Origin of the sequence: Bacillus sp. 3255 (assembly GCF_031456485.1) — a bacterium.
GTDB lineage: Bacteria > Bacillota > Bacilli > Paenibacillales > NBRC-103111 > Paenibacillus_E.
The window spans coordinates 60501-86031 of sequence record NZ_JAVDUS010000007.1; the positions used below are offsets into that span (position 1 = coordinate 60501).

Below are 25531 nucleotides of genomic sequence, written 5' to 3' on the forward strand. Positions count from 1 at the left end.
GACGAAAGTATGGTTCATGTAAAAGATATTTTATCCGATCAGTTATTAGCAAATGCTAATGACCCTAGTTGGTATCTACCATTTTCAGACGCAGTTAAAAATTTGTCAGAGGAAGTAGCGTTTTGGAAACCTAATGAAGATAGTAATAGTATCGCTGAGATTGTGCAGCATTTAATTTATTGGAATGAGACTTGGCAAACTAGGTACGAGAAATCTCATGTCAGTGCTGTACCTTCCATAGGAAATAATAATAAAAGTTTTATAGTTCCCAAAGTTCAAAATTTCACTGACTTAAAAGAACGATTATTAGAGGTTCTATTAAAATGGCAAGGTCTACTTACTGAAGAAAAAGTTGAAAGTGATGTGAATGGTTTCCCAATGGCTGCCAAGTGGTGGGAGATACTCGGAAATGTGTCAACTCATAATGCATATCACATTGGTCAAATCTGTTATATTCGAAAGCTACATAAGAGCTGGAAAGTCTAAACGACCCAGTTGAATTTACGTGGTCACGCATTTTTGATTATAAGTTCTTTATTTATGCCGTTCAAAATCAAACGGTGGGGTGATAGACGGGTCTATCTGTAGCTTAAATTGAGTTGGGGACATTAATGCATAGCGCCGGAACATATTGGAAAGGTAGAATTCATTTTTAAAGCCAACAGCCATGGCGATTTCTCTTAGGGATAGATTAGTTTCCTTAATTAATCTTTTTGTTTGTCGTATTCGGATAACGTTTAACTTTTCAATTAAAGTAAGTCCTGTTTCCCGTTTATACATCCTCGACAGGTTGCGATAGCTCACATGTAACGCATTGGCAACATCATGGACTTTAAATTCTGTGGCATAATATTTTTCTAGGTAGAGGTCTGTTTGTTGAACGAGAAGGAAATTCACATTATGTTTCAATTCAACTTTATTTGTTTGTTCGGGACGCCAGGCTTCATATATATTGCTGAGCCAATGGATTAAGGTAGCTTGTATGGTTGACATACTCATATCACGATTTAGTTTCAGCAGCGGTATGTTGTGCTCTGCGCCAAAAGCAATTGCTTTAGGTTGTGAAAAGCATCGAATCCACTCATTTCCGCAGCTGGTGGCTGCATGATTGGAATTAGCTTCAAGCAGTTGAAGATGCCAGCGTAAGCAAAAGCCATCCTCCACTTCCTTAATTTCATGGTAGTGACCATGCATTTGGCCAGGTGGAATTAAGTAGGATTGACCTGCTTCAATACGGAAGGGAACACCGTTTAATGTCGTTATCGTGCTACCCTTCATGACATAATTAAACTCAAACCATGGATGGCGATGTTCTTCACAGGTCCAATCCGGTTCATGATAAGCGGGTAATGCATCTAGAAGCACAAATGACATATCGTTAAAGGTAATAGGCTGCATGATGCATTTTTGCAGAGCACGCAGCTGTTCTGCATAGCTTTCAATCAGAATAGACATAGGGACCGGATACTCCTTGAGGGAATTGGTTTATCTTTCTATTGTACCGCATCCCGGCAAGGTAATAGTACCCTATTGACTACATCTCTAATAAATTTAATTCCCTAACCGGCTGAGTCGCATCATCTGGGATCATAAAGGTTAAGATCTCGCATTTACCAAAGGTAGCTGTCCATCTGCGGTTTAAGAAAGGGATTTCAATTGTTGTATCTGTCTTGAAGCCAGAGGACTCATAGCAGCGCAGCACATAGCCATTGCCGTCCTCCGCTTTCTTGAATACTGTAGCTATGATTCCATCGTTGGAAATATGAATCCCGTCCATCTTTTGCGGCAGTGAACCGTGATGGTACGTTTCGATGATCGTGATTGGCGGTACATTGAGCTCATAGGCTTTCTTCACGATACTTGCCTCTTGCCATGTACCTTCATGGGGCACCATGGTGTATTTGAATTGTTGAATCCCTTGATCCATATATTCACATAAATCGTCCCGCGAACCATGATGGTAGCCAAAGTGGTCGGCAAAGATGGCTCCGCGTGCGACGGTCATACGAAGGATATGTCCATTGACATCATAGGCGTATTTACTGTCATTGAGCAATGCAAATCCGTATTGCGGTTTGCTCCCATCGGCATTAGCTTCGCTTATATCTACCCACTGCTGACCAGGCTTTTCCTCTCCATCTCCCGGTCTGACCATGTAACCATATGGAATTTCATAAGTTGCCTCAGGCTGTTGAGCGTTGATTGGAAATGCAAACTTAAGCATTTTATGCTTTTCCCGCCAGTCAAGCTGCACCTTTACTTCAATATCAGCACGGTCGTGATAAAGGAAGAAGTCTTGCTGCAGCACGGACTGATTATATCGACTGGTTATACGTATTCCTGCCCGCAGCGGGCCCTGCTCTAGAATTCGAAACCTCGCGTCGGTGAACTGACCTATGAGGTTTGGAAACGCTCGAAGTTCGTGGCTCCAGGTATCTGAATCGTATTCATCGATGATTTGGGCAACAACCCCTTTGCCGTTGAAGATATCGAGTTCAAGGCGTTTGTCCCAAAGCTTGACGATGCTGCCGTTATGGGGATCAAATTCAACACGGATAAAGTCGTTTTCCAAAAGTGTGGAGCTTACTGTAAGTGCAGCAGTCGGCAGCGCCTTTTCCTGGGTTTTCTTTTTAGAAATCCAGTAAACGCGGTAACCCATAGCCGGGATACGGCCAATGAACATACTACCCCACTTGTCATTCTTTCCGTTTGTACGTGAAGCACGGATCGTTTGGCTCGCGATAGGTTTCTGAGTTTCATCCGTTATGCTTGTGAGCTCAGTTGTAAGATAAATCGGAGCATTTACTTCCCATGACAAGGGATTAAAGACAACTAGTGGGATGCCTAAATCCGCTTGCTCCCAGAGCATCCAATCGTTTTCTTTGCTTAATGACTTTACTTCGGGCAGCATCGTATCAATCGACCACGAAATTTTCTGCAGCGCTGCATTAAGCGCAACAGCTGATATATTCAGTGCTTCCCCATAGGATTCGCGTGAGTCCTCGTAAGCTTCTTTAATGCTGCAGCCGCCCATTATATCATGAAACTGGTTGAACATTACAAGCTGCCAGGCGTGTTGAAGTTTTTCTTGCGGGTAAGGGAGAGCAAGGATATGATGGGTCAACGCTGAGAATTTTTCTGCTGTCAATAAGCGGTGCTCTGCCTTGCGGTTGTAAGCTTTCGTTTCTGAATGGGCTGAATAACAGCCTATGGCGTGCAACTGCAGATCCTCTTTCAGAGTAGGGATATCCAAATTCTGCTGCTCTACGTCAGCAAAGAATGCGTTCGGGGAACTGAACACGAGTTTGTCCTCTCCGTACTTCTTCTGCAGTTCTTCCAATTTAAGAAGTGCGGCAATTGTCGGACCGCCTCCATGGTTTCCTACACCATAGAAAGACATAACAGGATTCCCTTCATTCTCAGACAAATCCATATGCTTAAGGATTCGTTCTTCCATTCGCAATGGCCCTTGGTCTGTATAGCCGGTCGGCAAGCGGAACGTCATAACGCGAGTGCCATCCTCGCTTTCCCACCAGAAAAGACTATTCACGAGATCTTTCTCTTTTATATTCGGGCGCTGAAACACATAGTAGTCAAGCCCGCTTTTTTTCAAAATTTGCGGCAGCATGCCATGATGGCCGAAAGAGTCGACATTATAGCCAACATTGGCCATGACGCCGAATTTTTCAAGGAAGTATCTTTGACTGTACAGGCCTTGTCTGGCAAACGATTCTCCAGAAGGAAGATTGCAATCGGGTTGAATCCACCAGCCTCCGACGATGACCCATCTGCCTTCAGCAACACGCTGCTGGATTTCCGTAAACATTTCAGGCGCATTTTCCTCAATCCACTGATAATAGGCTGCGCAAGCACAGGTAAAGATGAAATCAGGGAATTCCTTGATTCTATCAAGTGCAGACCGGAAGGTTGCCTTAATCTCTGCATAACCTTCCTGCCATTGCCATAGCCACACAGGATCCAAATGAGCGTTTCCGATAAGATGTAATTGTGTCTTCTTTTCCAATAATTACCCCTACTCTCCTCAGTTTGTTTTATCGCGTCTTTTCATTTTCAATGTAACGGATTTGGAGATTGATAAGAATGTGAAATAATGACTTTCGTTTATAAAATTATGCCAACTGTATTTTGTTTAGATCCTCCATTAACACACATTTGGTTGATAATTGATCATATTTCTACATGAATCCTATCTAACCTCTGTTTTTATATGAAATGTAAGCGCACTCAATGCCATTAACAAAGCTTCGGACAAGAAATAGACTTTGTCATGAAGTTTCTAAAAAAGACAACTTGAAAGGGTGAAAAAGGTGGAAATTGTAATATTAGATGGACATACCCTGGATCCAGGAGACTTAAGCCGGGAGGAACTGCAGGTAATGGGGGAGGTTACGGTATATGAACGAACTCCCGCAGAGTTAATCGTGGAACGATCAAAAGGTGCGGATGTCCTGTTCACGAATAAAACGCCACTTTCATCAGATACGATTGACCAGCTTCCTGATCTTCGTTATATCGGTGTACTATTCCAATAAAAAGCTATTACACGCCAGTAACAGGCGAGGTGTAATAGCTTTTTTTTCAAGATGTGGACGTATTCATAAATGATACAAGGTGGAGAAATGAAACAAAGCCAAGAGAGGAGCTAAAATGAAACGAACAATACGAAAGTGGGTGTTAATTTAGCGGGAAAGAAGTGTTATATTTTGAAAAATGTTAATGAAATTAGGAGGTGAAAGCGATGGGGAAAGAGATTATTAATGGTGTCTGGAGCACGATGATTACGCCTTTCAATGAAAAGAATGAAATTGACTATCCTGCCTTAGGGGATTTGGTGGAATGGTATATCGCTCATGGAATAGACGGATTGTTTGCCGTTTGTTTATCAAGTGAAATGTTCTATTTATCGCGGCAGGAAAGAAGTGAATTGACCCAATTTATTGTAGACAAAGCGTCGGGCCGGCTACCGGTTATAGCATCGGGGCACGTTTCTGATTCTCATGAAGAGCAGGTAGAGGAAATTCTTGCGATCGCCGCTGCCGGAGCGGATGCCGTCGTCCTGGTTACTAACCGGTTAGCTCGGGAAGATGAATCTGATCATGTTTGGAAAGCTAATCTGGAACGATTGCTCGAGAAGCTGCCTCGAGACATTTCACTCGGTTTCTATGAATGCCCTTATCCATATAAAAGGGAGCTCTCACCAGCTTTGCTGGAATGGTGCGCAGGGACAGAACGGTTTCTGTTTCTGAAAGACACCAGCTGTTCACTTCCTCTAATCAAGGCCAAATTGAAAGCGGTAGAAGGAAGTCAACTTAAAATTTTTAATGCGAATGCAACAACGCTGCTTGATTCGTTAAAGGCAGGAGCTGCAGGCTTTAGCGGGATCATGGCTAACTTTCATCCAGAACTTTACGTCTGGCTGTGCCGTAATTGGTTTACCCAGCCTGTAGAAGCGCAAAGGTTGATGAACTTTATCGGAATGGCCTCTTCGCATGAAGGACAGCCTTATCCGATTAATGCCAAATATTTCATGAGCTTGGATGGTGTTGGTATTGGACTTTATTCACGCTCAAGGAAGTTTGAGGACCTCAACGAGACCGGAAAGCAAATGGTCGAGCAGTTTTATGCAGTGTCCAAAGAATACTCCGAACAGTACAAATAGTTTTGTGAAGGAAGATCACGGATTTAACTAAATTAGATAATAAAATGAATATGAACGGAGTTGTCTCCAATGACATATTTGAATTTGATACAAGCCACTGTCGTATATGCCAAGGATGCTGAGGGTGCGGAAGCTAAGGCGGTCGATGTCCTGATTGAAGAATTAGCCAAACGAACGGGAATTATGCTGAAGCGCTCTCACAGTTACCCGGATGGAAACGTTCCATATATTGCAATCGGGACGCTTGAATCGTTTGATCGAATAGGTCCGATCCAGCTTCATGAGGGCATTCCTGCTCTATCACCGGAAGGGTATGCTCTGAGAACAGTGTCTGAAGCTACACTCCAAGCTGTTTTCGTTATCGGTGCAGATGCCCGTGGTGTTCTCTACGGTACGGGAAAACTTTTGCGTTCATTGCACTGGGGAGACAATGTCATACAGCTGGATAGTGAGCTCAACCTAAGCCAAGCTCCCAGCTTTCCAATCCGAGGACATCAGCTTGGGTACAGACCTAAGAACAATGCCTATGATGCCTGGAATGTGGAGCAGTTTGACCAATATATCCGAGATTTAGCCATTTTCGGCGCCAACAGCATTGAAATAATGCCGCCTAGAACCGATGATGACGCCAGAGGGCCAGTGATGAAGGTCGAACCGATGGAAATGATGATTCGGCTATCGGAAGTCATTCATTCTTATGGTCTCGACACATGGATCTGGTACCCAAACCTCGGAAAGGATTTCTCGGATCCGAAAATAGTTGAAGCGGAATTGGCCGAACGCGAACAAATATTCAGCAAGGTTCCCCATATTCAACACGTCTTCATTCCGGGTAGTGATCCTGGCGATTTGGATCCTGAACCGCTGTTCGTCTGGTGCGAAAAAGTTGCGGAACTTCTGCACACCTATCACCCGGATGCTCAGATTTGGTTATCATCGCAGGTCATGAATGCGGATCCTTCCGCATGGAAGAAGGAGTTCTATGAGCAACTGAGCAAGGAGCCGGATTGGCTTGGCGGCATCGTGTTTGGCCCTCATGTGGATGAAACTCTGCCCGAGTTAAGGAAGATCGTTCCGCAGAAATATCCGATTCGCCGTTATGAAGACATCACGCATAATTTCCATTGTCAATATCCAGTAACTGATTGGGATTTGCCATTTGCACTAACCCTAGGCAGGGAAAGCACGAATCCGCGTCCTTTGGCACAAAAACAAATCCATAATGTATTCGCCTCTTACGCTGTAGGCAATATTTCATATTCGGAAGGCATTAATGACGATGTGAACAAATTCGTATGGAGCGATCAGGATTGGAATCCACAGATACCGGTGGTAGAAACGTTACGAGATTACGGCAGGTGGTTTATCGGCTATGAGCAAGCGGATGGAGTAGCACAAGGACTGCTGGCACTGGAGGACAACTGGGTTGGTCCACTCCTGGCGAACGGAGGAGTGGAAGTGACCTTGCTGCAGTGGCAGCAAATGGAAAGGGAAGCACCCCAGAACGTACTGAACAATTACCGTTTTCAGATGGGATTGCTTCGGGCTTACTACGATGCGTACACAAAGCGTAGACTTGTCTATGAAACTGAGCTGGAATATAGAGCCATGGATGCGTTGCGGGAAGTGGAGCTAACGGGAGCATTGGATGCTGCGAACCAGGTTGAACAAATCCTTGCCCGGGCTGTATCCGAACCCGTTGCACAGGATTATCGCAGAAGATGCGATGAATTGGCAGACCGCTTATTTGAGAATATTGGGTATCAGCTTACTGTGACACGGCATTTCGCGATTGCTCAGGATCGCGGTGCATTCATAGATGCAATCAACTATCCCTTGAACGATTCCCGTTGGCTGCGCATCCGATGCGCCATGATCCATGAGGCGAAGGATGAAGCAGCGCGATTGGCGATTATTGATGAAATTCTGAATCGGACGAATCCCGGACCTGGTGGCTTTTATGATAATTTGGGATCGTACCGCAGCAACCGCCGTATCGATCCGGGGCAGGGTTGGTCCAACGATCCCGGTTATTTGGCCTCGCCAAGAACCGCTCATGCCGTTTATTTACTAGCACCCGGTCGTGCAGAGGAAATAGAAAAGGAGCTTGGCGGCATACCATTAGCTTGGATCAATCATGTGAATGTGATGCTCGACACCCCGATCATCATCCGTTATGAGAACCTTGACCCATCGGCAGATTATCAATTGAAAGTGGCCTATGTGGGGGAAATTGGGGTGGAAGCGCACAAAGCTGTTCAAGTGAAATTGACAGCGAATGATTCCTTCATCGTTTATGAGAATCTGCCAGTAAATGGATCAACAGTTACTATTCATGAATCATATATCCCAAAAGAGATAATAAGCAAGGGGAAACTGAAGCTAAACTTCCTCCGTGTTAAAGGCACCAAACGGATGAATATTGGAGAGATTTGGCTAACCCCTATAAAGTAAACGACAACTTAAAAAAAGCTATTTACACTTCATATATAGGCGAGTGAAATAGCTTTTTTTTGCAAAATGGGAGGTAGCCATAAATGATACAAGGTGGAAAAATGAAACATAAACAATACAGGAGGTAAAATGAAACGAAAAGTGCGAAAGTGGGTGTTAATTTAATGCTAAGGAAGTGATATATTTTGAAAGCGCTAACTTTTTTGAAAAAGGAGGAGATCTGATTTGAATTTTCATAACACAGCCGTTGGCAAAACAATGAGAAAAAGGATCGCGGAAAACAAGTATTTATATATTATGATGTTTTTACCCGTTGTTTACTTTATCCTGTTCAAGTACGTTCCGATGCTTGGCATTGTGATAGCATTCCAAGATTATAATTTTGTGAAAGGCATCTTTCATAGCGAGTGGGTTGGTTTCGCAAATTTTCGCGAATTTTTAACTGACTCTTATTTTTGGAAACTTGTACGGAATACAGTTGTGATCAATCTATATATGCTCATTTTTGCTTTCCCTGCTCCAATTATACTAGCTCTAGTCATAAACGAAATCAAATTTCTACGGTTTAAAAAACTCGTACAAACAATCAGTTATCTCCCGCATTTTTTATCAACTGTCATTGTATGCGGTATGGTCGTTAATTTAATGTCCAATGGAGGATTAATCAATCAGCTGTTAGGGAGCTTTGGAAAAGAACCTATCCCATTTTTAATGGATGCGAGTTGGTTTCGCAGTATTTATGTAAGCTCGGAAATCTGGCAGGGCATAGGTTGGGGCTCGATCATTTATTTAGCTGCCCTTACTTCTGTCGACCCCCAGCAGTACGAGGCTGCTAAGATGGATGGAGCCAATCGTTGGCAGCAAATTTGGAACATTACAATTCCTGGGATCATTCCTGTTGTGACAATTATGTTTCTACTTAGCTTGGGGAACATTATGACAATCGGCTTTGAAAAAATACTGCTCTTATATACCGGACCTACCTATGAAACAGCAGATGTGATTTCTACCTATGTATATAGACGCGGATTGCTTTCCAGCGACTTCAGTTATGGTACAGCGGTTGAACTTTTCCAATCGGTAATCGCCTTAGTATTTATTACTTCAGCGAACAAAATTTCCCGAAAAGTCGGTGAAACCAGTTTATGGTAATTCGGAAAATAGAATTCGGTTCTTTTTGTTTTAATGCCATCATTTATTTGATGATAATCATCATGCTTTTCACCTTTTTATATCCCCTATATTATGTCGTTATCGTATCTCTCAGTGATGGGCTTAGCGTCATGAGGGGAGATATCAGGTGGTTACCCATCGGAATCAACTTTGAAGCCTACCGCGCCGTACTGGACAATCCTTTGGTCCTTCGTGCCTATGGTAATACGATCTTATACACTGTAGTCGGAACTTTCATCAATGTAATGATGACCGCACTATGCGCCTACCCCTTATCCCGAAACCGGTTTTATGGAAGAAATGTTTTTACCGTATTCATTATTATTACCATGTTATTTCACGGAGGTTTGATCCCCAATTATCTCGTTGTTTATCGTTTGCATATGTTGAATTCCATCTGGGCGATCGTAATTCCTGCGGCAATCAATGTTTGGAACATGATCATCATGAGAACGTTCTTTCAGAACATCCCGAACGAGATTTACGAGTCGGCTCATATGGATGGTGCGCACGATATGAAGATCTTCTTGCGAATCGTACTTCCGCTTTCCATGCCGGTCATCGCAACCATGTGCATGTTTTATGCAGTTGCCCATTGGAACAGCTTCTTTCCGGCAACGCTTTACCTGAGTGACTCTAAACTGTATCCTATCCAGGTTATTGTGCGCAATTATGTGATTGACGGGCTGGTCAGTAGCGGCAGCAATGCTGAGAGTGATTCGAAAACGATCGTGACCAGCATGAAATATGCATTTATTTTTATTACTCTTCTACCGATTCTTGCTGTATATCCGTTTATTCAAAAATATTTTGTCAAAGGCGTTATGGTTGGATCGCTAAAAGGATAGTTTTTTAGCCTTGAAAGGAGTGATGGCGCTTCATTAATAAAGGGGATTTTAGGAAATTGAAAGTTTGGGAAGAAAATAGTATTCTAGGAGGGTATCAATTGGCTAATCCAAAAAGCAAAACAGCGATCATCTTATCCATGGTTTTGGTTCTTGTTTTGGTTATTTCGGCATGTTCGAGCAATACGGTAAATAAGAACGCGGATGAACCGAAGAAAACAGAACCCGGCATTGCTCAAACTAGCGGTAAACTGCTGGACGCTCCCTTAACCATTAAAGTACTATATGGTGAAATTAACACCAAATCGCCAGTATTTGATGCTGTATTTGAGAAGACAAATGTCAGATTGGACTTTGAGCTTGCACCAGCTAACTTGGATCAAAGGTTGCAAACCATCTTCGCTACGAATACTTTACCGGATATAATGAAGGTGGCTAATGGCAATCAACTTTTTGCCAGTGCAGCAAAAGACGGGCTGCTGCTTAATATTAGCGATTATATGCAATATGCGCCGAACCTCGCTAAATTAATAAAGGATAACCCGGCTATCAACAATAACAAAGTGGACGGTAAATTTTACTCCTTCCCGCAATTGGGAAATTGGAGACTCCAGCTTGCTGGTGCGCCTATGATCCGAGTAGATTTAATTGAAAAGCTGGGAATGCCAATGCCTAAGACTTTCGATGACTTATATAAGGTTTTGAAGAAGTTCAAAGAAGCATATCCGGATTCGATTCCCTATACAGGCAGAGAGAACGCTAAGAAGCTGCTAAATGAAATATCCTTTGCAATGGGCTCAGGAAACCGGATGTACTACGACCCGGCGATTAAAGGCGGTAGTTGGTCTTATGGGCAGGCTCACCCTGAATTTAAACCGGTGCTGGAGTTCCTCAACAAACTTTATAATGAAAAGCTGCTAGATCCCGATTATGCGGTGAATACCGGTGACCAAATGAAAGAAAAGCTGGCTTCGGGTAAAGCGTTATTCTATTGGGACAATAACTCCTTTGGTGTCAATTTTAATCAGGCTTTGAAAGCGGTTAACCCAAATGCGAAATTCGATCTGCTGCCTCCACTGCAGTACGGGCAGGCAAAGCCAAGGGCGTCTATGTATGTTAAGGATTGGCTGCATCACTATGTAATCAGTGCAAAAGTAAAGGATCCTGAGAAAGTTGTTAAATTCATGGATTGGATGTATAGCCCTGAAGGCACACGCTTACTGAACTATGGTATTGAGGGTGTACACTATACGGTGGTAAATGGCCAGCCAATGATGAAGGAAGATATTGTAAAGAAGTATGCAGATACAAAAGATCCTTATCGTTTCATGCAGAAGGATATCGCTGTTGGATTTGAGGCTTTCGATCCGAATGTAGATGAACACCCGATGGCTCAAGTATCCCATCCGGATTTAATCCGTTGGGCTTCTCAAATGACAGAAGCGAATGGATATGTCCAAGTACGCAGTGTTCCTCCATTTACAAAGGAAGAAAGTGAAAAATTAAAAAAATTAACTGTCAAGGTGGATACTTTGGTAGATCAGGAAATGGATAAATTTATTATCGGCGTTCGTCCATTGTCTGACTACGATAAGTTTATGAAGAGTATGGCAGACAATGGCGTAGCGGAAATTGAAAAAATTTACAATGATGCTTACATTCGCGCTAATACACCATAACACCTGAAGGAGGGGGAGGTTCAATGATGATCAAAAATAGAATTAAATTGTTCATTCCGTTGAACCGCCTTTTTTTTCGCATACTAGGTTATTTCTTATCCCTTCTAGTCCCTATATTAATTATAGGGACAGTTTTTTATTTCAACTCAACAAACCGAATACAAGAAAACTATACGCAAAAAGTAGAAATGAATTTACGTTCATCTATTGACACAATAGAGATTTATTTGCGTACGATTCAAGATTCAAGCGCAAACTTTTTCTCAGAGAATAAAGATCTGCTGCGTCCGTATGACGAATACAGTCTATCTGACAGAGTACGTATTCCAGAAATCCCTGCAACGTTAGGGCGCATTTCTAGTAACCTCGGTGTGCTTGTTGATTTTATATTTGCTTACGCAGATACGGATAAAGTCTATCTTCCGGAAGGACTTAACGATTTCAACTTTTTCTTCGATCAATATTATCATATGAATGCTTACGATAAAAAGTATTGGGATAATAAGCTTATGAGCGGGGCTTTCCTTGAAATTCTGGATGTTACATCCCGAGTTAGTCAAAGTACTTCGCATGCGAGAAAGGTGATCCCATTCGTTTTCACAAACACGAGCAGCGGAAATAAGGTTGTTCTGGTGACGACTGTGCCAACGGATATGATTCTGAAGACGATTCAGAACCATGCAGTGATGGATGCGACTCAAGTGCTAGTCACGGATAACCGCAATCGTGTAATTGTGAGCAGTGATCAGAATTTGAGTGATCCTTCTGTTATTGAGCAATTGCACAAAATTTTCAATTCAACGGCAATGTCTCACAGTGAAGCCATGATTGGCAATAAAAAAGTTGTCGTAAGCCGCATCATTTCAGAGAGTTATGGGTGGAATTATTATTCCGTCACACCTGCCAATGAATTCAACAAGGATACCAGTTATTTCGTTGCATCCATCATGGTAATCTGTTTTACCCTTATTCTAATCGGTATTATTTTTTCTTTTATCTTTGCCTATAACCTGTACAGCCCTATAAAAAGGTTTCGTGATATCCTCAGCGATACAAATGAAATCACGGATGAAGTCAATAATGAAACGGGCAAATACAATGAGTTCGATTATATCGGCAAGAGGATTAATAGCTTGATCGAGCGTAATCATAAAATCCAAAGCAAGCTGGAAACGCAATCTGCTGAATATCTCAAGGAGTGCTTGATCAATTTATTCCGTGGTATGAAGTCGAAGAATGGGCAAGAGGAAATTTGGAAGATGCTAAGAAATGACATGATGTTTCTGAAACCAATGTATCAGTGCTTCGCCATCCGTTTCTACTTCAAAGAGTCATTTTATAACGAGGTTCAAGATGTGGATAGAATGAATATTTTGAGCAAGATGGGAAACTTGATAGGGGGATTGCTGCGTTCTTATGTGGATGTCTATTTGCTTGAGGAAAAAGAGAACCTCTACATCGGCATATTTAATTTAAATGACCGCGAGGAAACCAATCAATTGAAGAAAGCCTTGCAGAAAATAATCGATACCTTCCAATATGATTCACGGTATTGCCTTATACGCATCGGGATCGGTAAGGAGTATCAGGATGTGTTGGGAATCTCCCAATCCTATTCGGACGCAATGAACGCTTTGGAATCCAGCGATGTGAAAGCTGATTTTCAGATCATCGATGCAGGAACGCTTTCAGATGAGCTTATGCATGTTTCCTATTCCTTTTCGGATGAAAACAGCATAATTAACTGTTTAAAGGCAGGAGATAAGGAAAATCTGCAAATAAAAGTCGAAGAGATTATAAAGAAAAACAAAGAGAAGCATTTGCCGCGTCATCTTATAACAAATTTGCTTAAAGAAATGTATAATACGGGCTGCAGGTTTTTAATTGAGCGTGGTTTAATCCCACATAATATAGCCGGAAACGAAACTCTATTCAAAGGCGATGACAACGAAGAGAAAAAGGTTAATCTACTCCTGTTTTTCGATACAATTATTGAACAGACTACGTCACGAAATCGTGACACATCTAATGAGATCAGCTCGGTAATTATCAAGTATATCGAGGAGAATTATCACAGTGATCTGGGCTTAGAGAAAATTGCGGAGGGCATGGGCGTTTCCGCCAAGTATATCTCACGGATTTTCAAAGAAAAGACAGGCATTAATCTTGTCGGCTATATAAGCTGGTACCGAATTTCAAAAGCGAAGGAGCTGCTCGTAGAAACAGATCTGACGATTAATGAAATTGTGGATCGGGTAGGTATTTACAGCAGAACGACTTTTATTCGGTTGTTCAAAAAATACGAAGGCACAACGCCTAATCTGTTTCGTAATTCCAACAGGAATAATAAGGCTTTGTGATGACAACAAACATAAGGAGCACAGGCATAGCCTGCGCTCCTTTCTCTTGAAATCAAATATGGATACGGTTATCTGCGTTCTCTAACCGATCGCCTAGCCTTTGTTTAATTTCGTTGATGTCGCGAGACATTTGGGCTGTGAAAGCAGTCATGTCAGAAGCGTGGACGAAGAGGTTCATTCCTTCTTGTCCCCAAGCGATTTCTTGCTCTACACCCCAAAAGTAATGGATACCGGCAGCTACATTAGCAGCTCTTGCCTTACGGATGATCGTGCTGACAGCTTCCTTAAACACGGGGTGGTCGTATTGTTCGGGTACATTCAGGCTGCAGGATAAATCATGCGGACCGATTAATACTCCGTCCAGCTGAGGAACCTGCAGGATTTCATCTAGTGCCTCGAGAGCGGGTCCGCTCTCGATATTAACAATCAGAATGTTGCCTGAATTAAACTCTTCCAGATAGGATTTCAGTGGTTCCACCGGATTGTCTGTTTCACTTAAAATATTGCCTAATTTCTTCCCTTTGATAGGCCGAAGTTTAACGGCTCCGCGGAGCGCCTGCACTTGCTCCGGTGTTTCAATATAGGGGGCTACAATTCCTGCGGCTCCTGCATCCATAGCTTTACTTGCTTCGTAGGGATCCGGCGATGGTATGCGTACGATTGGCGCGAGCCCAGACGCTGTATAGGCCCTGCACATCCAGGAGAGCATATCCCGGTCGATAGACATGTGCTCCGTATCGATAAATACGAAGTCGAGATTCAATTTTTTTACTTCGGTAGGCCAGCGGGGCGATGTCGAAACGATCAGTGTCCCATATACTCTTTGTCCATTGTGGAGATGATTCTGCAATTCTTTATTATTCATAGGGATTCTCCTCTCTTCTTACCTTTTCACTTTAATTACTGCCTTTTTTATGAATGTTGGCTGCTTGTCGTATAAGCAGGGCATGTGCGCATCTTGGGGGAAAAATATGGCGAAGGCACCCTCATGAACTACCAAATCCTGTCCTTTTCCTTCCAAAACCATGTAGTCTTTTTCCGCCAGAAAATCTTCCGTTTGATGCAAATCCTCTACAAATGCATACCCCATCCGTTCTGAGCCTTGCACCATATACTGGATATCGATGTAGCGATTATGGGCTTCCCAGAATTGAGTTTCCTCGCTTTTTGTTTGATACTCCTGAAGCAGCAGCAAAATATCATCACCCTCAATGTCATACTTGCCAGGCTGCATGGTAATGAGTGGGGCTTCCTTTAAATATTTAAAGGCTCTATTGAATTTAGGGTGCAGGTCTTTGTACAAATGACTATGATCCAGTCGGTCGATGATCAAACGAATTCCCCATTTCCCTTTTTTCTTAACAATTTCAGGTTAACTTAACCAAATAGGAAATGAAACGTCCACTTTCGGAAAGGCTGTTTCAATTTGGGCAGTATATTGTTCTAATTAATAAAATTTTGTTCCATTTTGATAGGCTAGTTCCATCGCGACGGACAACCCAGCATAATCGCCAACTTGTTCACCTAATCCGGACGGAATGACTTCGCAAATATTCAAGGAAATGGATAATGCTTCTTGCCGCAGCACGTTCATTATAATAGGCTCAAGAAGTCCTTGCTGGCGGCCGTAGATGCTGCCAATCACGATCCGCTCTGGGTTGAGCAGGTCAATTAGCATGGCCAAGCCTTGACCTAATTGTTGACCTACCAGATCGAAAACATGCAAAGCGGTTTGATCTCCTGCTTGCGCAGCTTCACCTGCTTTTTGTGCGGTGACTTCCGCCAAATCATTCCATGTTCTGCAGTAAGAGGGGCCTTGTCCTTGTCGTAACGCGGTTGCTGCCATGTTTTTCGCAATTTGTGCGATTCCACCGCCACTGCAAAAGCCTTCGAAAGAGCCCGCTTTACCATATCCGATCGGACCATCCGCTTTTAAACGGATATGCCCGACTTCTCCAGCCATATCATTCGTTCCGCTATATAGCTGTCCGTTCAGAATCAATCCTGCTCCCATACCTGTGCCAAAAGTAAGAAAGATCATGTTCTTACAGCCCTTCCCAGCCCCCCAATGCCACTCTGCCAATGCACAAGCGTTTGCATCGTTTTGCAAGCTGACTGGAATGCCGAACCGTTCTTGAAAAGGAGTAATGATATCAATTTGATCCCAACCTGGCAGATTCGGCGGCGAGAGAATAAGCCCCTTCCGACTGTCTAACGGACCACCGCAGCTAACGCCTATTGCTGCAATTTTTTCTTTCGGATACTTGGGAAGCAAAATTTCCAAAGAGGAAATGATTTGTTGGATAGCAGCTTCTGGATTCAATGGTGTGGGAAAACGTAATTTTTCCATAATGTTCATTTTGCCTTGCTTCACAGCACCTAAACTGACTGCGCATTTTGTTCCGCCAATATCGATTGCAGCTAATACTGTCATGAGGGGAAGAACACCTCCTCCAGCATAATGCACAGCGCATGATATATGGGCAGATGCCTCTCTTGGATGTGAGGGGTTCGTTCCGATGGCACGCAGATCGAAACATCGCACAACGCTCTCATTTTGCCACCGTTAAATCCTGTGAAACCGATCGTTTTCATCCCCTGCAGCTTAGCGACTTGTAAAGCTCGAAGCACATTTACTGAGTTGCCGGAAGTACTAAACCCGATCAAAACATCTCCCGGGCGACCATATCCATAGACCTGCTGAGCAAAAATCATTTCCGAAGCTACATCATTTGCATAAGCGGTTAAAAAAGAGGAATGGCTGACTAGGGAAATCGCCGGTAAAGCACCTTGGAGTTTCGTTGCAATCGAAGTGCCTTCTCCAGGAAATTCAGATTCAAATCGTTCAATTGTGGATGCTTGAAGCGGACGTTTGGACATAAACCCCTTCATTAATTCTCCAACAACATGCTCACAATCTGCCGCACTACCGCCATTACCGCATAATAGTAGCTTCCCGCCTTGGCTGAAGGAGACTCGCATCAGCTCAAATGCCGCTTCTATCACCGGTATACATGCTTCTAAGTCCGGGTAGCGAGTCGTTGTCATTTTCAGTACTTCGTTCATTTAAATACCTCCATGTGATGACTTGCATCCATCTCCGTCAAAATATTAAAGATCTCTTTACTTTCTATTATAAAGCCGACCTGTTTGCATACGAATAAACAAAAGTGTCAATCACATATAGGATAATGCCAAGGTCATCCGCGATGAATGATAGCCAATTTTGAGGAATGGTGACAACGCGAACTGGAAACAGAATAGGATGTGGAGACTGGAACAACTACAACGGGCCGGATAGTTACAAATAAAGGAAAAATTTCTATTGCAGAGAATAACTTTATAATATGGGGGTACTCGCATGTGGATATCAAATGAAGTAAAGCGTGGGTTTCCACCTGATTTTAAAGTAAGGTATAGATTTTTTACGAAAGAAGAAGGAGGTAGGAAAATACTTCCTAGACAAGGATATAGAAGTGATTTTGCTTTAGAAGGGGATTTTTTAGAGACAGGGATTGAGTTGAGAGTCATCCACCCTGAGTTCGAAGATGAGAACGGAGAAATAATTATTAATGAGACATGTTCAGTTTTAGAATCGGGGACCGCTAGAATGTGGATAATGTTTCCTAAAGCACGAGAGGAAAGACATATTCATGATATTAAAGTAGGACTTAAAGGATATTTCATGGAGGGACCAAACCGTGTTGCTGAAGCCGAGATTATAGAAATTATCGGTCTATTTACAAACCCTAGAACTGAATAGAGATAGCTTTAAAGTTCTGATAACGGAAACGATAGTTTGACTTCAAAATACGCAAAAAGGAGAGTGAAATTTTATGTGCAGATATGCGATATATGGGCCATACAAAGGCATTTTTGCATGTTTTAATTGTAGAAAGGTATTTAAACAAGTATCTGATCTTGAACTTAGTGGCACGGAGATTGGAAATAGACAATATAAATGTCCCCAATGCAGCGATATCATGAACGATATGGGGCATGATTTCAAGGCACCAAAACAAGATGATAAAAAGCAATGGGCAAAGGTAGAACTGTTATATAAAAGTGGCTTTGCTTACCATTCTTGCGGATGCAATGGGCCAGGTTATCGGCCAGCAAAATTATCTGAAGTGGAAGAGTTCGTAAACAGAAATAAAATATTTAAGTCAGCTGGTGAGGCTTTACTACAAAAATTATCGGTTAAAAATTAATGCCATGGCCAGCCTTTGTTATTTTTGAGTAACTATGTAACATCCAGAAGTAGTTTAATCAAAACTGGACTCATTTGCTGAACTAACGGGGTACGTTAGTTAACCCAGACAGGGAGCAGATCGCCGCGCCGGCAGTTGTTCCCTGTTTTCGTTACTACAACTTTTCGGTATTTTTCAGAGATGGTTGAGAAGGAAGCAATTGAACAGGTTTGACTCCGTAGATAGCAGGAGATTGCGGCCATTCACGTTCAAGCTCATCCGGTTCCTTGCTCCCAAAAAGCGCCTAAATTAACCGTTATAACTTCAATAACCTCTTCCACCATTGACTCCAGCGTACGAGTTTGAATCTCCCTGCTCCACTGCAGGGCCGACCCGAATATGCCCCAACTGACCACAAGAGCCGTAGCTTCCCGCTTTTCTTGCAGGCCGTTCTGTTTAGGCCCCGATTTTAGCCATTGGAGCAGGAGACGATACAATTCCTTTTGCATGGCGTTCTCCAGCAGCGGCTCAAATTGCTTGTCTCCCGGCGTGAGGTACTGTCGAAATCGGACTAGAAATTGAAAGACGCTCTGAACAAGGATATACAAATTATCCGGACTGAAGGCTGCATCGTCCGGCAGTCTTTTTTGGAGAATAAGTTGAAACTTCTCTGTCATCCAATAAGCGAGAAAAGCGAATTTGTCTTCATAATGGGCATAGAAGGTTGCGCGGTTGACGGCCGCTCGATTCGCAATGTCGTGAACAGAAATGGAATAGATGTTTCTCTTTTCGTCAAGCAGATCGTTAAAGGCTTGAATAAACAACTGGCGGGTTCTCTTTACACGGGGGTCGCTAGGATTTACCGGCATGCTATACCACTCTTTCTTCGGATCTCAAAAACAAACAAAACGGCGATAGTGTTGGGAACGCAACGAAACCGGCCTTTTGCTGATTGTTGACTGGGCTCCAACCCTTTATCTTTTACTTATGCGATATATGGTTACACAAATCCGTATAGTTAGCAAATTTTTTTGTAGAGAAGAAGGGTGAGAGTAACATGCTGATCGTTACTGGAGCGAATGGGAGGTTAGGCAGGGGCGTGGTCGAGCAGCTGCTGAAACGCCTCCCGGCTGAGCAGATTGGTGTCAGTATTCGGGATGTGAGCCAGGCGCAAGATTTAAAAGAGCGCGGCGTACGTGTTCGTCATGGCGATTTCATTGAGGCGGAGAGCTTGCTGAATGCTTTTGAAGGCGCGTCACAAGTTCTCCTTGTTTCAACCGGTATTTTGGGAGATGCGGGGATCCGTCAGCACCAAACCGCAATTGAAACAGCAATGAAATCCGGCGCCGGACGGGTTCTGTACACGAGTCATATGGGCTCTTCTTCGACGTCGTATTTTCCGCCTATGGTTCACCATGGAGCGACAGAAGATTTGCTTAAAGAGTCGGGTATGCGCCACACGTCTCTTCGCAACGGTTTTTACGCCTCTTCATTAGTTGGATTACTAGGCGATGCCGTCAAAACGGGCGAGTTGATTGTTCCCGAGGACGGTCCGATTGCCTGGACAACGCATTCGGATTTGGCTGAAGCTACTGCAGTGATCTTAACCGAGAAGAACTGGGATGGTCCATCTCCGAATCTAACGGCCTCTGAAGCGATTGATATGGAGGGGGTTGCGGCAATGGTATCGGATATCATCGGCCGGCCTATTTATCGTAAGGTCGTAACGGACGAAGCGTATCGGGCGCATCTGACTGCACAAGGTTTTCCGGAAGCGCGCATTGCAATCACCTTGGGTTTATTCCGTGCCAGCCGTAACGGGGACTTTGCGCAAACGAGTAACGCCTTAGCTGACCTGATCAGGCGACCTCCGTTGACGTTAAAAGACTTTTTAAAAGTGTCTTTACCTCTATAGACGTGCTGTGAAACTGTTTCCGGTTTATCCGTGCAACGAAAGGGCCATCCCTCTAGGGTGGCCCTAAAATGCCGTTACAGAAGTACTATAGATGAAAAGTGAGATCATTACGCAAACGGGGAACTATAGTTCAACCAAAACAGGGAGCAGACCACCGCGGTACTGCTAGCTGCCTTATTGATAAGTTTGGTGCAGGATAGTTACCGTTAAAGGGTGAATAATTCTAACTGTAAGTTCACGATTCCAGGGGGGAGCATTATGCAAAGTAGATTAGAACAAGACATTATTACAACGGCAGAAAGTTTCGCAACTAATTTTTCTGATAAAGGAAATTTTGATTATAGTGTGCAAAGTTTACGAAAACTTGACGACATTTTAGAAGAGTTAGGCGAGTATCAAATAGATGATGATACTCTAGATTCTGTTTCTTCAATGGCTGGAAGTTACATATTTGAAGTGGCAAGAAGGAATTATGGCGGACAGTACATTTGGGTACAAGAGAGAGAGCAGCCTGTGTTGGTTACTGGAGAGCCTGAATATTCAATTTCTATATTTGCATTCGATAAAGTTAGAGGCAGAATTCGGAATGGTAAAGAAGATGATATACCATATTATTTCGATGGCTATATCGAGGCAGTTGAAAAAGGTAAGAATACAGGGTACAGAGCTACAATAGTTTAAAGTAACTCTTCATCGGATCTTACGTCTAAAGGTTAAAATGATTAAGTGAAGGTTGATGCCTATAAAGTCAGTAGTAACTAACGAGAGAATAAGTGTTTAATAAGTAATAGGCAGCCAGGAACATTGGTTTTGTTCCTGGATACCTTGTTACTATTTTACAATTGGAATGTTAGCATAAATGTGATTTACCAATTTAAGATGTTATTTTGACCGCAATATACAGGAAAGCGACAAGGTGTTTATCTTTAGACACAATAGAATAACCGTCGCCTTATTAGGTTACGGTTCATCGATATATTCTTCTTCATTCGGCATGCTGCTCAAAAGGTTATCGTCTGTTCTTTTCTGATCTTTCTCGGTGTCGCAGTTAACAATACACTTCATAATTTCTTCGGAATTGTCTTGAATGTTCGTGTACTCAACCATGGATGTCCCCCCTTTCATCGAAATATATTTTCCAATAACAAGGAAATTATTCGAGTCGTGATTTGGATGCTTTCATTGACCGAGGAAAGATAGCGCAACAAACAGGGAGCAGACTGCCGCTGGTATGTTCCCTGTTTTCATACAATAGGTTTATTATGTTTTGGCGTATTCCCCACTGGCTCCATTTCACGGTGGGGATTTTTCTATTTATAAAAATCACTTGCATAGCGAATACGTGTTCGGTATATAATATAAAACACAAACACACGTTCCTATTTCGAGGTGATTAAATGAGTGTCATGACAAATGTTGAGACTGACGAGGATGTTCAATTAATCAAAGAATTTACATTGTTCCCCATTTTGCTTGATATGATAGCAAGGGATTCTGAAGAGCTCAAGATTCACAAAGGTAAAATTATTTACGGTCATATTCTGTTTTATTTGAAAGAGGTTGAGAACGTAATTTATCCTGAGATTCAAAATATTAAAAGTTCGATGAAGAAACGTGACATTAAAGTGTTGAACACATCAACGACGGCATTAGGAATTCATGTTGAATATAAAGTTCGCGGATACGTTCACCATTTTACAATGTTAAGAAGCTTGATCAAGGCTGAACTGATGACCACCTTAATGAGAATGCGGAGGTCGTTGTAAATGGTAATGAGAGAAAAAAGTGATCGTACGATCTACCTCTCGGATTGCCAATCTTTTTACGCAAGCGTCGAAAAGGCTTCTCATCCAGGCTTAGATCATCTCCCGGTTGTCGTGGCTGGGGATCCGGCTAGAAGATCAGGTATTATTTTGGCTGCCTGCCCAATTGCCAAGAGCTTTGGAATTAGCACAGCGCAGCGGCTTGGAGAAGCGCTTCAGTTATGTCCCAACGTGATTGTCATGCGGCCGCACATGCAACGCTATATTGATGTATCTCTTGCAATTACGGATATTTACAAAGAGTACACGGATCTTGTGGAAGTATTTTCGATTGATGAACAGTTTTTGGACGTGACAGGCTCGCTGAATCATTTTCGGTGTACGCCAGAAGAACTGGCAGTCATGATTCAAAAGAAGGTCGCAGCGTCAATGAATGTACGCATTCGTGTTGGCATCGGCCCTACGAAAATCCTTGCTAAACAAGCAACGGATAATTTCGCGAAGAAAAACCCGAGGGGTATTTTTACGCTTGGTAAAGAAGATGTAGAACGTGTCTTATGGCCTTTAAGTGTAGATAAAATGTATGGAGTTGGGTCGCGGATGACCAGACATTTTGTGGCTCTTGGCATGACAACGATCGGCCATGTCGCTCAAACACCGCTGCACTTGCTTAAACAGAAGTTTCGTTCGCGCTTTGGTAAACAATCGGACATTCAAGCAGAGGTTATGTGGCGTACAGCAAATGGTCTGGATGACAGTCCAGTCACTCCTGGAACGTTTAACGTAGCCCCTAAATCAATCGGTCACGGAATGACCTTGCCGCGGGATTACACAACGGCAGAAGAAGTTGATATTGTGCTTTTAGAATTAACGGAAGAAGTTTGCCGCGATGCGCGAGCGAAGGGATATACGAGTGGAACCGTTCATGTATTCTGCATGTGCTCACCCTACGATGCGCCTACAGGCTTTAGTCAACAACGAAAAATGCCCTTTACAACGAACAATACGTTAAAAGTTTTCAAGTCCGTTCGGGAGATTTTTCATCGTAACTGGAATGGGCATCCGGTTCGAAAGGTTGGTGTAACGCTAGGAACACTTGAGGACGAGGAAGTTACACAGCTGGATCTTTTTGAGGATTTAACTAAGCTAAGGAAACTGGATGGCGTTCTGGATGGGATTAAAGACCGTTTTGGCAATACGGCAATTATACGCGCTTCGAGTTTGATGAAAGCCGGTCTAGCCGCAGATCGAGCCGGCAAAATAGGAGGTCACTACAAATGAGTAAGAAGTTAGAGCTTAACGGACTTTGGGAGTCCAGTCGGATGATGCTTCCTCAACATAAAGAGGCGGCGATCAGGAAGCGAAAAGAGGCTCAGCGCTTATCACAACCAATACGTGACGAGCAGGAGATACAGAACATATCAGCGGTTCTAAGTCTTTCTCAGATGTATAAGAAACCAGTTACGTTAACTTTATATGGGGAGTTTAAGAACCGCTCTATCGTCGGAATTGTCGGTCGCAGTAAGCATGGCGAATTTCGGTTGGATTTACTCGAACCGCAGGATGGGCCTGAGGGTTGGGAATGGGTGGCATACAGAGATGTTTTGAGGGCTGAATTAAATCAAGCTTGGATAGAAGATGAATGAAATGTAAGGCCGACCTTCATGAATCAGTCACGGTAGATTACGCACGACCTGGCGATTGCGCAGCAGGCGAAGCGGGTTGCATATTTTCGGGATGGGAGGCTGAGCGAGGTAGGGTAGTGTGGGCCGGGACTCCGTTGGGGTTCCGGTTTTGTTGTTTAGCGAAAATCAATAAATTGATTTTATGTTAACCTACGAACGGCAGCATTCCTATTATGAGGGTGGATGCCCCAAAGTCTTTTTTGAGTTCAGGACACCCCCATAATCATTCATCCTATACCAATTCCCGAAAACTTCGAATATCGCGCAATAAATTCTTCATACACACCTTCCGGCAGTTTCAACAGATCTCCTGTTACCTTCATGTGTTCCTGTAGATGGCCTAGCAGCATTAGTACCCGTTCTTGTTGCGAGGGTAGAAATGCAAGATTGTTTCGTTCCTGTGGATCTCCGGCCACATCATATAACTCAAGGTAGATTTCATCCTTAAACATGTCTACGATCAGCTTGTGGTCGCCTTCAATCACACAGCGTTGAAAATTCCCTCGCGCGCCGTTGCCGTCGAATTGGATAAAGATGCGTTCGCGGTAGGCAGCCTGCCCCTGAAGAAGCGGCAGTAAGGAAACGCCAGCGACGCCATTGGGTACCGTTATCCCTGCATACTCGCAGATCGTCGGTATAAGATCTACCGCGCTCACGAGTTCATCCACATCGTGCGGTTCCGTCTGCGACACTGCCGGGAATTTCAACATCAACGGCGTACGCACGGACTCTTCGTACATGCACATTTTTTGCCATAAGGAGTGGGAACCAAGCATTTCCCCATGATCGCTGGTAAAAATAAGCAAGGTATCGTCATAAATGCCCTGCGTCTTCAGCTCCTCAACGATACGGCCGACGCAATCGTCCAGCAGCCGGACAAGCCCGGCGTACACGGTCCAGACCCGGTGCCAATCCTCACGTGTATACCGGGTGCCGACAGCACCGGTTAAATTGTAAAGCTGCAACGGCGATTGACCCGGTGCCCATTCCCCAACATTCTCGGGCAGCGGGAGATCATCCTGCTTGAACATGGAATACCAAGGCTCCGGGATCTCGAGCGGAGGATGGGGAGCGAGGAACATGGCGCTCAAGAAGAGCGGCTTCGTTCGATCCCTCCGTTTCAAGGCCTCCAGCGTATCTTTCAAAATAAATCCGTCAAAGAAGGGCTCGAAACCTTCTTCGTAACAGCCGGTGGCCGGAATGGAATACTTGACCGCACGGGTCGTTGTGCCGCCAGCCATTTCCGGCACAATACCTTGGAACGCCGATCCGCCAGGTGTACGGATACCTCGTTCCTTTAAATATCGGGCATACCGCCCCTCGAGCGGCAGCCAGTGAATAAGTGACCCTTCCGCCCGATCAAACCGGTCTTCGGTCAGCAAATGCTGCTTGCCCGTGTGCCAGGCATCCCATTCTTTTTCAAGAAGCTGATAGAGATTCGGAGTACCGCGTTGCACATAACCGTGAACCGCATCTTCCTCCTCCCACGGATTAATCAAGCAACCGGTTTGATTCGGATACCTTCCTGTAAAGAATGAACCGCGGGCAGGTACACAGAGGGGAGACGCACAATAAGCCCGGTTGAATCGGACACTATCCTGTGATAGGTTGTGAATATTCGGCGTGACATGCGCCGAGATGAAATCTGCGCGCAATTGATCCGCCATGATGACGACGATATGCGGCTTTGGCCGTTGAGTCATAGTAGATCATCTCCTGTTCGTAGAATCGCCATACATGGCGTTCTATCTCCACTCTACGAGTGAGCCGGAAACGCTGTCAATGCG

At 43.6% G+C, this 25531-nt stretch carries 24 protein-coding genes; 15 read left to right on the plus strand and 9 right to left on the minus strand.

The window, feature by feature from the left end; all coding sequences use genetic code 11:
* Positions 1 to 9 precede the first annotated feature (9 nt).
* Positions 10 to 486 (plus strand): DinB family protein, encoded by a 477-nt coding sequence (locus J2X61_RS12540; RefSeq protein WP_310188125.1) that lies wholly within the window; start codon positions 10 to 12, stop codon positions 484 to 486.
* 48 nt (positions 487 to 534) lie between these two features.
* Here J2X61_RS12540 and J2X61_RS12545 read toward each other — a convergent pair whose 3' ends face one another.
* A complete protein-coding gene (locus J2X61_RS12545) occupies positions 535 to 1455 on the minus strand; it encodes an AraC family transcriptional regulator (RefSeq protein ID WP_310188129.1) in 921 nt (306 codons plus the stop codon).
* A gap of 79 nt (positions 1456 to 1534) precedes the next feature.
* Positions 1535 to 4024 carry an alpha-mannosidase gene (locus J2X61_RS12550; protein WP_310188131.1) on the minus strand — a complete coding sequence of 830 codons (2490 nt, stop codon included), beginning with the start codon at positions 4022 to 4024 and terminating at the stop codon, positions 1535 to 1537.
* A 373-nt stretch (positions 4025 to 4397) separates the two neighbouring features.
* Here J2X61_RS12550 and J2X61_RS12555 point away from each other — a divergent pair, with 373 nt between their 5' ends.
* From J2X61_RS12555 to J2X61_RS12585, 7 genes are all read left to right on the plus strand, one after another.
* The gene (locus tag J2X61_RS12555; RefSeq protein ID WP_274470385.1) at positions 4398 to 4553 is read left to right on the plus strand and encodes a hypothetical protein; all 156 of its coding nucleotides are present in this window, start codon (positions 4398 to 4400) and stop codon (positions 4551 to 4553) included.
* Between the two features lie 206 nt (positions 4554 to 4759).
* Positions 4760 to 5680: a dihydrodipicolinate synthase family protein gene (locus tag J2X61_RS12560; RefSeq protein ID WP_310188133.1), complete on the plus strand. Its 921-nt coding sequence runs from the start codon at positions 4760 to 4762 to the stop codon at positions 5678 to 5680.
* Positions 5681 to 5749: 69 nt separating this feature from the next.
* Positions 5750 to 8134, plus strand: coding sequence for an alpha-glucuronidase family glycosyl hydrolase (locus J2X61_RS12565; RefSeq protein ID WP_310188135.1), 2385 nt, complete (start codon positions 5750 to 5752; stop codon positions 8132 to 8134).
* A gap of 225 nt (positions 8135 to 8359) precedes the next feature.
* Positions 8360 to 9286: an ABC transporter permease gene (locus J2X61_RS12570; RefSeq protein WP_274470380.1), complete on the plus strand. Its 927-nt coding sequence runs from the start codon at positions 8360 to 8362 to the stop codon at positions 9284 to 9286.
* The gene (locus J2X61_RS12575) at positions 9280 to 10155 is read left to right on the plus strand and encodes a carbohydrate ABC transporter permease (protein ID WP_274470378.1); all 876 of its coding nucleotides are present in this window, start codon (positions 9280 to 9282) and stop codon (positions 10153 to 10155) included. The genes J2X61_RS12570 and J2X61_RS12575 overlap by 7 nt, the downstream gene beginning before the upstream one ends.
* A 98-nt stretch (positions 10156 to 10253) precedes the next feature.
* Entirely contained in the window at positions 10254 to 11831 is a 1578-nt protein-coding gene (locus J2X61_RS12580) for an extracellular solute-binding protein (RefSeq protein ID WP_274470376.1), read from the plus strand.
* 23 nt (positions 11832 to 11854) lie between these two features.
* Positions 11855 to 14191: a helix-turn-helix domain-containing protein gene (locus J2X61_RS12585; protein WP_310188138.1), complete on the plus strand. Its 2337-nt coding sequence runs from the start codon at positions 11855 to 11857 to the stop codon at positions 14189 to 14191.
* Positions 14192 to 14243: 52 nt separating this feature from the next.
* On the opposite strand, the gene J2X61_RS12590 is transcribed toward J2X61_RS12585, so the two are convergent.
* From J2X61_RS12590 to J2X61_RS12605, 4 genes are all read right to left on the minus strand, one after another.
* Positions 14244 to 15056, minus strand: a complete 813-nt coding sequence (locus J2X61_RS12590; protein WP_310188139.1) for an HpcH/HpaI aldolase family protein — start codon at positions 15054 to 15056, stop codon at positions 14244 to 14246.
* An 18-nt stretch (positions 15057 to 15074) separates the two neighbouring features.
* Positions 15075 to 15524: a NanQ anomerase/TabA/YiaL family protein gene (locus J2X61_RS12595; RefSeq protein WP_310188140.1), complete on the minus strand. Its 450-nt coding sequence runs from the start codon at positions 15522 to 15524 to the stop codon at positions 15075 to 15077.
* 114 nt (positions 15525 to 15638) lie between these two features.
* Positions 15639 to 16625: an ROK family protein gene (locus J2X61_RS12600; protein ID WP_274470372.1), complete on the minus strand. Its 987-nt coding sequence runs from the start codon at positions 16623 to 16625 to the stop codon at positions 15639 to 15641.
* Positions 16622 to 17257 carry a D-sedoheptulose-7-phosphate isomerase gene (locus tag J2X61_RS12605; RefSeq protein ID WP_274470371.1) on the minus strand — a complete coding sequence of 212 codons (636 nt, stop codon included), beginning with the start codon at positions 17255 to 17257 and terminating at the stop codon, positions 16622 to 16624. The genes J2X61_RS12600 and J2X61_RS12605 overlap by 4 nt, the downstream gene beginning before the upstream one ends.
* A gap of 295 nt (positions 17258 to 17552) precedes the next feature.
* Between J2X61_RS12605 and J2X61_RS12610 the strand changes: the two genes are divergently transcribed.
* Positions 17553 to 17954, plus strand: a complete 402-nt coding sequence (locus J2X61_RS12610) for a hypothetical protein (RefSeq protein WP_274470370.1) — start codon at positions 17553 to 17555, stop codon at positions 17952 to 17954.
* Between the two features lie 73 nt (positions 17955 to 18027).
* A complete protein-coding gene (locus J2X61_RS12615) occupies positions 18028 to 18402 on the plus strand; it encodes a hypothetical protein (RefSeq protein WP_310188143.1) in 375 nt (124 codons plus the stop codon).
* 254 nt (positions 18403 to 18656) lie between these two features.
* Here J2X61_RS12615 and J2X61_RS12620 read toward each other — a convergent pair whose 3' ends face one another.
* Complete coding sequence (locus J2X61_RS12620; protein WP_310188144.1) at positions 18657 to 19250, minus strand: TetR/AcrR family transcriptional regulator; 594 nt, start codon at positions 19248 to 19250, stop codon at positions 18657 to 18659.
* A gap of 188 nt (positions 19251 to 19438) precedes the next feature.
* Between J2X61_RS12620 and J2X61_RS12625 the strand changes: the two genes are divergently transcribed.
* Positions 19439 to 20296, plus strand: coding sequence for an SDR family oxidoreductase (locus tag J2X61_RS12625; protein WP_274470365.1), 858 nt, complete (start codon positions 19439 to 19441; stop codon positions 20294 to 20296).
* A gap of 258 nt (positions 20297 to 20554) precedes the next feature.
* A complete protein-coding gene (locus tag J2X61_RS12630; RefSeq protein ID WP_274470364.1) occupies positions 20555 to 20977 on the plus strand; it encodes a hypothetical protein in 423 nt (140 codons plus the stop codon).
* 279 nt (positions 20978 to 21256) lie between these two features.
* Here J2X61_RS12630 and J2X61_RS12635 read toward each other — a convergent pair whose 3' ends face one another.
* Positions 21257 to 21403, minus strand: coding sequence for a hypothetical protein (locus J2X61_RS12635; RefSeq protein WP_274470363.1), 147 nt, complete (start codon positions 21401 to 21403; stop codon positions 21257 to 21259).
* 299 nt (positions 21404 to 21702) lie between these two features.
* Between J2X61_RS12635 and J2X61_RS12640 the strand changes: the two genes are divergently transcribed.
* The 3 genes from J2X61_RS12640 to J2X61_RS12650 are packed head-to-tail and all read left to right on the plus strand — an operon-like array spanning position 21703 to position 23705.
* Entirely contained in the window at positions 21703 to 22062 is a 360-nt protein-coding gene (locus J2X61_RS12640; protein WP_310188148.1) for a YhjD family protein, read from the plus strand.
* Between the two features lie 6 nt (positions 22063 to 22068).
* Positions 22069 to 23340: a DNA polymerase IV gene (locus J2X61_RS12645; protein ID WP_310188333.1), complete on the plus strand. Its 1272-nt coding sequence runs from the start codon at positions 22069 to 22071 to the stop codon at positions 23338 to 23340.
* Positions 23337 to 23705 (plus strand): YolD-like family protein, encoded by a 369-nt coding sequence (locus tag J2X61_RS12650; protein WP_310188150.1) that lies wholly within the window; start codon positions 23337 to 23339, stop codon positions 23703 to 23705. Before J2X61_RS12645 ends, J2X61_RS12650 begins: the two co-directional genes overlap by 4 nt.
* A 266-nt stretch (positions 23706 to 23971) precedes the next feature.
* Here J2X61_RS12650 and J2X61_RS12655 read toward each other — a convergent pair whose 3' ends face one another.
* Positions 23972 to 25447, minus strand: a complete 1476-nt coding sequence (locus J2X61_RS12655) for a sulfatase family protein (RefSeq protein ID WP_310188151.1) — start codon at positions 25445 to 25447, stop codon at positions 23972 to 23974.
* Between the last annotated feature and the right edge of the window lie 84 nt (positions 25448 to 25531).